This is a genomic window from Arcobacter sp. ISO1 (genome assembly GCF_058105185.1).
Window position 1 is genome coordinate 1,459,222 of record NZ_CM176573.1, and the last position, 12,519, is coordinate 1,471,740.

The 12,519-nt window shown below is 28.0% G+C and carries 11 protein-coding genes; 10 read left to right on the forward strand and 1 reads right to left on the reverse strand.

All coding sequences use genetic code 11. The features are described 5' to 3' along the window. The first annotated feature begins 2 nt into the window (after positions 1 to 2). From flhA to AC2TY9_RS07240, 5 genes are read left to right on the forward strand one after another with little or no spacing between them, the layout of a single operon-like run. The gene (flhA, locus tag AC2TY9_RS07220; RefSeq protein ID WP_489780271.1) at positions 3 to 2,123 is read left to right on the forward strand and encodes a flagellar biosynthesis protein FlhA; all 2,121 of its coding nucleotides are present in this window, start codon (positions 3 to 5) and stop codon (positions 2,121 to 2,123) included. Then, positions 2,123 to 3,580, forward strand: coding sequence for a BatD family protein (locus tag AC2TY9_RS07225; RefSeq protein ID WP_489780272.1), 1,458 nt, complete (start codon positions 2,123 to 2,125; stop codon positions 3,578 to 3,580). The genes flhA and AC2TY9_RS07225 overlap by 1 nt, the downstream gene beginning before the upstream one ends. A 9-nt stretch (positions 3,581 to 3,589) precedes the next feature. Beyond that, a complete protein-coding gene (locus tag AC2TY9_RS07230) occupies positions 3,590 to 4,297 on the forward strand; it encodes an efflux RND transporter periplasmic adaptor subunit (RefSeq protein ID WP_489780273.1) in 708 nt (235 codons plus the stop codon). Continuing rightward, positions 4,284 to 5,996, forward strand: a complete 1,713-nt coding sequence (locus tag AC2TY9_RS07235; protein ID WP_489780274.1) for a molybdopterin-dependent oxidoreductase — start codon at positions 4,284 to 4,286, stop codon at positions 5,994 to 5,996. Before AC2TY9_RS07230 ends, AC2TY9_RS07235 begins: the two co-directional genes overlap by 14 nt. Next, positions 5,983 to 7,164, forward strand: a complete 1,182-nt coding sequence (locus AC2TY9_RS07240) for an MFS transporter (RefSeq protein ID WP_489780275.1) — start codon at positions 5,983 to 5,985, stop codon at positions 7,162 to 7,164. Before AC2TY9_RS07235 ends, AC2TY9_RS07240 begins: the two co-directional genes overlap by 14 nt. A 2-nt stretch (positions 7,165 to 7,166) precedes the next feature. Here the strand turns inward: AC2TY9_RS07240 and bioD are convergent, their stop codons facing one another. Continuing rightward, a complete protein-coding gene (gene bioD / locus AC2TY9_RS07245; protein ID WP_489780276.1) occupies positions 7,167 to 7,772 on the reverse strand; it encodes a dethiobiotin synthase in 606 nt (201 codons plus the stop codon). A 138-nt stretch (positions 7,773 to 7,910) separates the two neighbouring features. Here bioD and clpS point away from each other — a divergent pair, with 138 nt between their 5' ends. From clpS to AC2TY9_RS07270, 5 genes are all read left to right on the forward strand, one after another. Beyond that, a complete protein-coding gene (gene clpS, locus AC2TY9_RS07250) occupies positions 7,911 to 8,210 on the forward strand; it encodes an ATP-dependent Clp protease adapter ClpS (RefSeq protein ID WP_489780277.1) in 300 nt (99 codons plus the stop codon). Between the two features lie 4 nt (positions 8,211 to 8,214). Then, the gene (gene clpA, locus AC2TY9_RS07255) at positions 8,215 to 10,449 is read left to right on the forward strand and encodes an ATP-dependent Clp protease ATP-binding subunit ClpA (protein ID WP_489780278.1); all 2,235 of its coding nucleotides are present in this window, start codon (positions 8,215 to 8,217) and stop codon (positions 10,447 to 10,449) included. Positions 10,450 to 10,534: 85 nt separating this feature from the next. Further along, positions 10,535 to 11,188 (forward strand): c-type cytochrome, encoded by a 654-nt coding sequence (locus AC2TY9_RS07260; RefSeq protein WP_489780279.1) that lies wholly within the window; start codon positions 10,535 to 10,537, stop codon positions 11,186 to 11,188. A gap of 99 nt (positions 11,189 to 11,287) precedes the next feature. Continuing rightward, complete coding sequence (locus AC2TY9_RS07265; protein ID WP_489780280.1) at positions 11,288 to 11,695, forward strand: BLUF domain-containing protein; 408 nt, start codon at positions 11,288 to 11,290, stop codon at positions 11,693 to 11,695. Between the two features lie 75 nt (positions 11,696 to 11,770). Next, positions 11,771 to 12,514 carry a ferredoxin-thioredoxin reductase catalytic domain-containing protein gene (locus tag AC2TY9_RS07270; protein WP_489780281.1) on the forward strand — a complete coding sequence of 248 codons (744 nt, stop codon included), beginning with the start codon at positions 11,771 to 11,773 and terminating at the stop codon, positions 12,512 to 12,514. The last annotated feature ends 5 nt before the right edge of the window (positions 12,515 to 12,519 follow it).

The following is a 12,519-nucleotide window of genomic DNA, read 5'->3' on the forward strand; positions in this document are numbered from 1 at the left end:
AGATGAATTTAAGAAGGTTTTTTTCAAAAGATTTATTTGTAGTTGCACTTTTTGTGTCAATTCTTATGATTATCATTGTCCCTTTACCAAAAGGGGCATTAGATTTCTTTTTGATAGTTTCTTTATCTTTGTCGCTACTTATTTTACTTATTTCATTATATATTCAAAAACCAGCTGATTTAACAACTTTCCCTACAATAATACTTATTTTAGCTCTATTTAGGTTATCTTTAAATATTGCAACTACAAGGTCAATTCTAAGTGAAGGACATAATGGTCCTGAGGCAGTAAGTTCCATAATTTCTGCATTTGGAGACTTTGTTGTTGGTGGAAATATGGTAATTGGTATTATTGTATTTATTATTTTAGTTCTTATAAACTTTATGGTTGTAACTAAAGGTGCTACAAGGGTTGCAGAGGTTACTGCAAGGTTTACTCTTGATTCTATGCCTGGTAAACAAATGGCAATTGATGCAGACTTAAATGCAGGATTTATTGATGATAAAGAGGCACAACAAAGAAGAAAAGAGCTTATAACAGAAGCAAGTTTTTATGGAGCAATGGATGGGTCATCAAAATTTGTAAAAGGTGATGCCGTTGCTGGTATTATTATTACCATGGTTAACTTAATTGGGGGACTTTTAATTGGTCTTTTTCAACACGATATGACTGTAAGTGAAAGTGGCGAAATATATACAATTTTAACTATTGGTGATGGACTTGTAGCTCAAATTCCAGCACTTATTCTTTCAACTGCTACTGCTATTATTATTACACGTTCAAATATGGATGAAGATAAATTTGCTAATCAATCTATTTCTCAACTTGTAAAAGATTCAAAATCATTAATTTTAGTTGGAATTGGTATGGTTCTATTTGGTTTTGTTCCAGGTTTCCCAACGGGTATTCTAGCAATAATGGGACTTTTATTAGTCTTTATTGGATATGCAATTTATATGATTGAAGATAATCAGGATAATGCAGTTACAAGATTACTAAAACCAACTGCAAAATCAACATCTAAAATTGAGCCAAGTGAAAATGTTGGTGACTTAAAAGAGAAAAAGAGAAAAGCTGCTGCCCCTGATGAAAAACAAGTAATGGAAAATATTATGAAGCTTGAAGTTTTAGAACTAAAGCTTGGTATTAGACTTTTACAACTTGTTCAAGGGGATTCTGAACTTCTTGATAAAATTAGGGCAATTAGAAAAACTATTGCCTCGGAACTTGGATTTATTATTCCACAAATTAGAATTGCGGACGATCCAAATTTATCACCAAATGAATATGAACTTTATTTAAAAAGAATCCCTATTGCAAAAGGTAGAGTTGAGATAAATAAACTTCTTGCCATGGGTGGGGTTGGAAATGAAAAATTAAAAGGTCTAAGGGTAAAAGAACCAGTATTTAATCTTGAGGCTACCTGGGTTGATGTGGAGCAAAAAGAGGATGCATTAATGAAAGGCTTTACCGTAGTTGATGCCCCAACAATCATCTCAACACATATTTCAGAGATTATAAAAAAACATTCTGAAGATATTATCACTAGACAAGATATTGTTGATATTGTTGAAGGATTGAAAAAAGATTTCCCAATTGTTGTAGAAGAAGCCATGAAAGTGACTTCATATGGTTCTTTATTAAAGGTTTGTAAAGATTTACTTCATGAGAAAATACCGATTGTTGATATGTTAACTATTGTTGAAGCAATTGCAGATATTGCAGAGTTTACAAAAGCTCCTGATGTTCTTTTAGAGCATGTAAGAAGCAAGCTTTATAGACTTATTACAGATAGATTTAAAGATACAGATAATACTTTACATATAATTACAATAAAACCTGAAATAGAGCAACAATTTATTGGAAAACTGCAAGAACAACATGGGGTTTCTCAGCTTATGTTATCAATTGCAGAAATAAATAATCTTGTAACAAAAACAAAAGAGATGTTAGAACAAGTTGAGGCAAAAGGGTTTAGTAAAGTTGCAATGGTTGTAGACCCATTATTAAGAAAAAGAATTTCAGAAATTTATGAGAAATTTGGTCTACAAGTAGCAGTTTTATCCCATGCAGAATTAGATTCAAGAGCAAACTTTGCTATTGAAGGAACATTGGAGTTCTAATGAAAAAACTTTTTTTCTTTTTTTCATTTATTTTATTCCCATTTTTTTTACAAGCGAGTGTAATACTAAAAGCTCCTGATTCTTTTATAAATGGGGAATCTTATATTTTTGAGTATGAAGCAATAGGTAGTTCTGTAGATTTTCCTAAGATTAAAGAAATAGATGGACTTATCGTTGAAGATTTAGGTACATCAAGATCTTTACAAATCATAAATGGAAACTATGATGAAAAGATTTTAAAAAGATTTAGAATAGTTCCTAAAAAAAACTTTACAATTCCTTCTTTTGTTTTTAAAATAGATGATAAAGAGGTTAAGTCAGAAGAAAAAATAGTAGTTGAAAGAAAAATCCAAAAAACAAATTCTGATAATTTTGATTTAACAATTACACCTTCTAAGGAGAAACTTTATGTGGGTGAATCATTAATAGTAAAACTAACTTTTAAATATAAAAGAGGTTTACAAATAACAAATTTAGGTTTTGAATCACCTCATTTTGAGGATTTTTGGTATAAAAAAATTGATAATTCAAATAAAAGATATGAAGATAATGGGTATATGGTTCAAGATTTGGATTTTCTTTTATTCCCTCAAAAAAGTGGAACTTTAGAGATTAAACCTTTAAGAGTTGATGTTCAAATGGTTGATACAAGTAGCTCCTCAAATTTTACATTTTTTAGTTCAGCTCCAAAATTAAAAAAAGTATATTCAAATAATTTAATCTTCGATGTTAAAGCTCTTCCAAATGATGTAACTTTAATTGGTGATTTTACTTTAAATGCAACTATTGATAAAAATGAGGTTAATTTAGGGGAATCAATAAATTACAGATTAGAAATTACTGGTTCTGGAAATTTTGATGATATAGAAGATTTTAAACTTGATATTCCAAACACAACAATTTATGATAATAAAGCAAAAATTGAAACTAAATTTAAAGATAATAAATATGAAGGAAAATACTCAAAAGTTTTTTCAATAGTTCCAAATAATTCACTTGAAATAGAACCTTTTGAATTAAAGTTTTTTAATAAAGAAGAGAATAAAGTAAAAGTTTTAAAAACTAAAAGTTTTAAAATAAAAGTAAATGGCAAAAAACAAAAAGATCAAGTTTTACAAAAGCCTATAGAAAAACAGAAAAAAGTTCTTATAGAAAAAGAGTTTCCTTTAATTGAAAAAATTAAATACTTTTTATTTGGTGTATTATCTATTTTATTAATATTTTGTTTATATATTTACGTTAAACTTCAAAAATCAAAAAAGAAAACAAAAGAAACATCGTTAACTAAGTTGATTAAGTCTTCCAAAGATAGATTAGATTTATTAAAAGTTTTGATTCCTTATTTAAAAAAGGATACGGAACTTGATAATCTAATTTTTGAATGTGAAAAATCTGATTTAGAATTTAAAGTTCTAAAAAAGAAAGTTTTAGAAAAAATTACACAGTTAAATTTATAAGAGGTAAATATGAGATATTTATTAGTAGTATTAGTTATGTTAGGTTCAGCATTTGCAAGTGAATATTATGCAAAATTACAGCCAATTGAAAGTTTTGAAGTAAAATCTTCAGTTAGTGGAAAAGTGATATTCTCTAATAGTAAAATAGAGGGTAAAAAAGCAAAAAACACAAAAATAATTGAAATAGATTCATATGTTGATAGAATAGACTTAGATCAATCAAAAAAGAAGTTAAAAGCTATTGAGGAAATGATGAAGGTTGAAGAAAAAAACTATAATAGACTTCTAAAAGTTACTTCTAAATCGGGATATGAAAAAGATAATCAAAAAATAAAAGTGATAAATTATCAAGTAACAAAAGCTGATATTGAAATAAAAATTGCAAATTTAAAAGATAGTATAAAAAATAAAAGACTTGTTGAGAAAAACAATTATATCTACAATATTGCAGTTAAAAAAGGAACTTATGTTACACCAGGAACTCTTCTTTATGAATCAAAAGATTTAAGTAAAGGAAAACTAGAGATTTTTGTTCCAATAGACGAAATTGAAAAAATCCAATCTAAAAAAATATATCTAGATGGAAAAGAAAGCTCTTTAAAAATAAATAAAATATTTGAAGTTGCCGATGAAAAACATATTTCATCTTATAAAGTTGAAATTGTTATTGATAATCCAAAAGTTTTTTCTAGGTTAGTAAAAGTTGAATTTAAATAGTTTAAATACTATTGCCTGCCCACTTGATTGTTTTGATACATGCGAAGCAATTTTAGATGGTGAAAATATTAAGGCAAATAAAGCACACCCAATTACAAAATCAAAACTTTGTATAAATTTTGCAAATTTATTAAAAGAAAATTTTTTAGAAAATTCATTTATAGATAAGAAAAAAGTTAATTTGGATGAATCACTTAATTTACTAAGAAAAAAACTAAAAGAGACTGAGCCTAAAAAAGTACTTTTTTATAAAGGTGCTGGAAATTTAGGAGTTATGCAAAGCTCACCTAAAACTTTCTTTGCCAGATATGGTGCTACTCTTACAAAAGGGAGCTTATGTAATGGGGCAGGGGATGAAGGTCTATCATTAGGTAGAGATTGTAATGTAAACCCACCAATTAAAAATTTAATTGATTCAGATATCATTATTGTTTGGGGAAGAAATCTAAGTGTTACTTCACCACATATGTATAATCTTATAAAAGACAAGACTTTTATCACCATTGACCCAGTAAAAACACAAATAGCAAAAAAAAGTGAAATACACTTTCAAATCAATCCAAAAACTGACCACGAATTAGCACTTTTATTTACAAGATTTGCTTATATGGAAGATTTAGAAGATGAAGAGTTTATAAAAAACAATTCAAATGGGGCAGAAGATTTTTTTGACTTAGCTAAGCAAAGACCTATAGTTTCTTATGAAGCTACTACGGGAGTTTCATTAAGTGATGTTTCTAAAATGTTTGAATTAATCAAAGGAAAATCAATCTCAATTCTTTTGGGAATTGGACCACAAAAATATTATGAGGGTGCAAATATTTTTAGGGCAATAGACTCTTTTGCAGCTTTTATTGGTCTTCATAATAAAAATAAAGGTGGAGTTTGGTATTTAAGTGATTCAAATTTTGGATATGAAAAAAAGTTTGAATCTAAAACGTCAAATAAAGTTGATTTACCAGAGGTTGATTTTTCAAAATATGATTTAGTTTTTATACAAGGAGCTAATCCTGTAGTTTCAGCTCCAAATACAAAAAGAGTTATAGAAGGTCTAAATAGTAGTTTTGTAATATTTTTTGGGACTACATTTAATGATACTTGTGAATATGCAGATGTTATCATTCCTGCATCTAATTTTAAAACAAAAAAAGATGTTAGACTATCTTATGGACATGAATTTAAAGCAGTTTCAAATATTATAGAAAATAAAAATATAAACACAATTTCAGAATATGAACTTACTGAATATCTTTTTGAGCAATATAATTTTGAGGATTTAATATCTGAAGATGAAGTAATAAACTACTATAAAAGCTTTAAGCCTAAGAAAAACTATCATGTAGAAAATTTTAATTTTCTTGAAGATATAGAAGTTGATAGTTTATATGAAGATAAAGATGAAAATCAATTTTATTTACTTTTTAGAAAGAAAAAAGAGAACTTGAATTCACAATTTACATATGATAATTATTTATATTTAAATTCAAATTGTGGTTTTGATGAAGAAGATGAAGTAAAAGCTTCAACAGCTTTTGGAGAAGCAAACTTTATTGTCAAATTTGATGATGATATTAAAGAAAACTGTATAGCGTTATATGCAGGAAATAAAAAAGCAAACTATTTAACAAGCCACAAAAGTGATGAATTGTCAAATTCTGCAATATTCCAAGAGGCTTTAGTACGACTTGAATTATTATGAATTATTAGCTAATAATCCCATTATTAGAAAATTAACTTTGTTGCAATTTGTTGCATATTTTGGTGCATGGTTTTCTAATGTTGCAATTTATACTATGCTTGTAGAGTTTGGTTCATCTTCTTTAGCAATTTCAGTTGTAACAGCAATGCACCTTCTTCCTGCTGTTTTAATAGCTCCCCTTTCAGGTGCGATAATTGATAGATTTAAGATTAAATCTTTAATGTTTGTACTTTTATCAACTGAACTTATTATGACAGCTTTACTTCTTACTATTGATTCAAAAGATGAGATTTGGATTTTGATGATTCTAATATTTATTAGAATGGGAAGTGCTTCAATGTTCTTTTCTACAGAGATGTCTTTACTTCCCAAATTAGTTAGTGGGAAAGCTTTACAAAAAACAAATGAGATACATTCAATTATATGGTCATTTACTTATGCTGCTGGTATGGGAATTAGTGGTTTAGTTGTAAATGCTTATGGAATCAAAACTGCAATTATAATTGATATTTTATTTTTCCTTACAGCAATAATTATATTTTTGAATATAGATTTTAAAATTGAGATTATTCATACTAAAGAAAAAATTTCATCTATGATAAAAGATGGGTTTTTATATATAAAAAACCATAAAATAGTTTTACATTTGATAATTCTTCACTCTTCTGTTGGTTTAACTGCCTTTGATGCCTTGGTTACTCTTTTAGCAAAAAATGAATATAGAACAATTATTGCAGTTCCTTTGGCAATTGGGATTACAAACGCAATACGAGCCCTTGCTCTTATGATTGGACCATTTTTTATAACAAATAAGGTTAATAAAGATACTTTAACTTATATTTTTATTTTTCAAGGAGTTGCAATTATTCTTTGGGGACTTTTTCAGTTTAATTTTTATTATGCTTTAATTACAGTGTTTTTAACAGGCTTCATGACAACAACTATTTGGTCATACACCTATGCTCTAATTCAAGAAAATGTCGAACAAAAGTATTTAGGTAGAGTTATTTCTTATAATGATATGATTTTTATGGTTTCAAATATTTTGACAACATTTTTTATAGGAATTATGGCAGATTTAATATCTTTAGATTTAATTACAATTTTTATTGGTATGGGATTTTTTGTATTTGCATACTATTACACAAAAATAAAAGAGAGGATTTAGAGTTAATCTAAATCCTTTAAAAACTTTAATTCTTTAAAATAATCTTTTAAAAAAGGTCTGCTTACTTCATCAAAACTATCTTTATCTTCATAAAGATTTATATACCAATCAAAATCTAAACTTCTATTTTTTAAAGCTTCAATTGAAAGTAAGGTGTCATTTATACAACCAAGTTTTGAAGGGCTTATTAATATAGCTTTTGCCTGAAACTCTTTAATTAAATCGATTATAAATAGGTCTTTTTTTATGGGTACCATTAATCCTCCTGCACCTTCAATAACCAATACATCACAAAAAGACTTTAAATATATTACTTGCTTTTTTAAAAAGTCTATATCTATATCAGAATCTTTTTTTGCCACATAAGGTGCTGCAGGTAGCTTAAATTGATAAGGAACGACTTCTTTTATATCTAAATCAAAATCTGGGTTAAGCTTTTTTACTAAATCAAGCATTTTTGTTCCATCAAGGGGTGTATCAACAACACCAGTTTCACATGGTTTAAAATATCCAACTTTTAAACCTTTATTTGAGTAATGTTTTAAAATTTTTTCACAGGCATAGGTTTTCCCCACATCTGTATTTGTTGCACTAATAAATAAAATCATATCTCTCCAATCAATTAAAAAGGGGATTATATCAAAAAATAAAAAAATCTTTAAATTATTTAATAAACAATTTGTTTTACCTTCATTAGGAGTTTTTTGTTATAATATATACAATAAATGAATTTAGAAGGTATTACTTTGGCAAACGAATTAGAAATTGAACTAGATAGTAATTTAGAAGTAGCAGATCCAAAAAAATTTAAGGTTTTATTGTTGAATGATGATTATTCAACTATGGATTTTGTTATTGATGTATTAACAAGAATTTTTAGAAAGACAGTTGACCAAGCTACTCAAATAATGCTTAATATTCATAACAATGGCAAAGAAGTATGTGGGATTTATACCCATGAAATTGCCTCTACAAAAGTAGCTCAGGTTAAAACATTGGCTAGAGAAAAGGGTTTCCCTTTAAAAGCTATCATGGAAGAAGAGTAAAATTATGATTAGTAAAGAATTAAGAAATATATTTGCACAGGCTGTTGGTTATGCAAAAAAAAGTAGGCATGAATATTTAACCATTGAACATATTTTTTTAATGTTGATTCATGACGAGGTTATAGAAAACTTATTTAATGATTTAGGTCTTGATCAAAATAAAATATTTAATGACATTAAAAAGCATATTGATGAAAACACACCAATATATCCTGAAAATATTGAAGATGAGCCAATAGAAACTATTACTTTAACTTCAATTATTGAGAATATGGTTGCAAGTGCACAAGCAAGCGGAAGAAGAAATGCCAGTGTTGAAGATATGTTTGTAGCTATTTTAAAAGATGAAAAATCATATGCAACTTTTATTCTAAAATCTGCAGGTGTTGAAAGAGTTGATATCCTTGAGGAAATCTCTCATAAAGAAGATGATTTAGAAGAGGGTGAAATTGGTTCTAAGCCAGGAGCTGAAAAAGAAAATAAAGTACTAGATAAAAACTCAACAGAATTAGTAGCCTTAGCTAATAAAGGGGAAATAGATCCTGTTATTGGAAGATTAAATGAAATCCAAAGAGTTATCCAAGTTTTAGGAAGAAGAAAGAAAAATAATCCAATTTTAGTTGGTGAACCTGGAGTTGGTAAAACTGCAATTGCAGAAGGACTAGCTTTAGAGATTGCAAATAAAAGAGTTCCAGAATTTTTAGAAAATGCGAAAGTGTTCTCTTTAGATATGGGATCAATGGTAGCAGGGACTAAATATAGAGGAGATTTTGAAAAAAAATTAAAATCTTTACTAAAAGAGGTAAGTGTTATTCCTAATGCAATTTTATTTATTGATGAAATTCATACAATTGTTGGTGCTGGAAGCGTAAGCGGGAGTGCTATGGATGCTTCTAATATCTTAAAACCAATGCTTGCAAATGGAAAATTAAGGTGTATAGGTGCTACTACTTTTGCAGAGTATAGAAATGATTTTTCAAAAGATAAAGCTTTATCAAGAAGATTTGCAAAAGTTGATATAGATGAACCATCTTTAGAGGATGCTGTTTCTATATTAGAAGGTTTAAAACCAAAATATGAAGAGTATCATAGTGTAAAATATAATAAGACTGCAATTGAAATGGCAGTTGAACTTAGTAAAAAATATATTACTGATAGATTTTTACCTGATAGTGCCATTGATGTTATAGATGAGGTTGGGGCTAGTAAGAAAATTCAATATTCAAGTGTGAATAAAAGCAATATTAAAATCACTCAAAAAGATATAGAAGATACAGTTGCAAGAATGGCACACATACCATCAAAAGCTGCAACTAAGTCTGATGTTTCATTACTTAAAAACCTTGAAAAAAGGATGCAAAAAAGAGTATTTGGTCAAGATAGTGCGATTAGTACTATTGCTCAATCAATTAAAAGAAACAAAGCAGGACTTAATATTGATAAAAAACCTATTGGAAGTTTTCTTTTTACAGGGCCTACTGGTGTTGGTAAAACAGAAGTTGCAAAAGAGTTATCTAATCAATTAGGAATCCATTTTGAAAGATTTGATATGAGTGAATATATGGAAGCTCATACAATCTCAAGATTAATTGGAGCTCCTGCAGGTTATGTTGGATTTGAAAATGGTGGATTATTAACAGAAGCCATCAGAAAGCACCCACATTGTGTTTTACTTCTAGATGAGATTGAAAAAGCACACCCAGATTTAATGTCAATTTTGCTTCAAGTTATGGATAATGCAGAATTAACTGATAATAGTGGAAATAAAGCAGATTTCCAAAATGTTATTTTAATTATGACATCAAATTTAGGTGCAGCAGAAGCAAATGTTATGGGATTTGCTAAGGATGACTCATTAAATGAAAATAAAGCAGTTAATAAATTCTTTGCTCCAGAGTTTAGAAATAGACTAGATGCAATGGTTAGCTTTACATCATTAAGTCCTGAGGTTGTTTCTCAAGTAGCTGGTAAATTTGTAGAAGATTTAGAAAAACAATTGGTTAATAAAAAGATCAAGATTTCTATTACTACTAAGGCTAAAAATGAGCTTGCAAGACTTGGTTATGACAAAGCAATGGGAGCTAGACCTTTAGGAAGAGTAATTTCAGATAAAATTAAAAATGTTCTTACAGATGAGATTTTATTTGGAAAACTTAAAAAAGGTGGTCAAGTTAAAATTGACTTTGTTAAAGAAGAATTTAAATTTACATATAAACCTTTAGAAGCTGTAGCACAATAGTTACACAATAAATATATAATATGTTATTAATATTTTTTTAATTTTAAAAAAGTAAAATTCTAAATTATTTTAAAAGGTTGGTTAAATGAAAAAATTTTTATTGAGTTCTGTGGTTGCAATTGCATTATTAACTGGATGTGGTGAAGATAAAACTGCTGAATCAAATGTTGTTGAAGATGTTAAACAAGAGATAGTAAAACAAGAAACTAAGGTTGAGAAAGAGGTTTCAGAAGAAAAAACTGCTGAATCAAATTTAGTTGATCAAGTTAAAGAATCAACTTCAAATGTTGCTTCAAAAGTTATGGAAGAGTCAAAAAAGATTGTTGATGCTGCAAGCCCTGTAGTTAAAAGTGTAAGTGAAAAAGTTGCTACAACTACAGAAGAAGTTACAAAAGAGGTTCAAAAAGCTGCTAATACAACAAAAGAAAAAGTTACCCAAACAGTAAATGATGTTGCAGCAAAAGTAGAAGAGGTAACAGCAAGTAAAGATGACTTAGTTGCAAAAGGACAAGGTCTGTATATGAAATGTGCTGCATGTCATGGAGCAAATGCACAAAATCCTGCATTAGGAAAATCTCAAATCATAAAAGGTTGGGAAGTTTCAAAAACAATAGATGCTTTAAATGGATATAAAAATGACACTTATGGTGGAGCTATGAAAGGTGTAATGAAAAGTCAAGTTACAACTCTGTCTGATAATGATATAAAAGCATTAGCTACATTTATTTCTACTTTATAATAAAAAGAGGTTTTCCTCTTTTTATTTTTCTAATTTTTGATACTATTTAAATACACTTTTTTGTTATGATTATATAAATTAAAACATGTATGGAGCTTTATGATGTATAGAATATTATATACTAGTTCTTCAACAAAAAATTTTGAGGACAATGAGTTAGAAGAAATACTAGAAAAATCTAGAATTAATAATCAAAAAAAAGATGTTACTGGCCTATTAATTGTAAAGGGGCGAACTTTTTTACAATGTTTAGAAGGTGAAAAAGATAATGTATTAAGTATATATGAAAAAATTTCTAATGATGAAAGACATACTAATATAATTGATTTATATGAAGAAGATATTGATGAAAGACTTTTCCCTAAATGGTCTATGGGATATAAAAATGTTAAGTATCTAAGTGATTTTAAAAGTGAAAAGTTAAAAAGTTTTAACTCAACTGTAGAGTTTGAAAAATCAAAAGATGATATCTTAGAAATATTCAAAGAATTTATAGAATCAAATTAATTAAATTTTATTTACCAACTAAATATAAACTAATCTTTTATATACTTCCTTTTATATTTGAAATTAGGACATATAATGATAAAAAAGATTGATGTTGAGAGTGAAGAGTTCCAAGTTCAACTTGAATTAACAAAACAATTTACCGATAAAGTTTGTGAGGAACATGGTTTTGTTTATAATCCTGAAATGGATGTAAATGAATCAATACAAATGGGATTAACAAGAAATAAACTTATATATAATCAAAGATATTGCCCATGTTTTATGGTTGTTGGTGAAACTGCTGAGCAAAGAAAAATAGAAGATAATAGACTTTGTCCCTGTACCCCTGCATTAACTAAAGAGATCCCTTCTCAAGGACACTGCCATTGTGCAATTTTTTGTACTCCCGAATATGCTAAATCATTAGAAGATAAAAGTGATTTAAAAGAAGAGATTATTCATTCAAAGGGTATCTCAAAGGAAGAGTGCGAGGCTTTATTAACAAAATCTCAGGTTAATGCTTCTGAAGTTGAAGCCTTATTAGAAGCAAGAGAATTAGGGTTTGTTGACTTTTTACTTGTTGATACAAGGGAATGGATGGAATGGGTTGGTACAAGAATTAAAGGGACTGATTATTTAGTTCCTACAACTTCTTTTTATCAGTCATTAGATCAAATTGAAGATAAAAAAGAGTTACCAATTATTTTATACTGCCACAGTGGAAGTAGAAGTGCATATTGCCAAAGAATTATGTTAAGTAATGGATATAAAACAGTATTAAATTATGATTATGGAATTATGACTTACCAAGGTGAACTTGAATCTGGAGAGGAATAGAATTA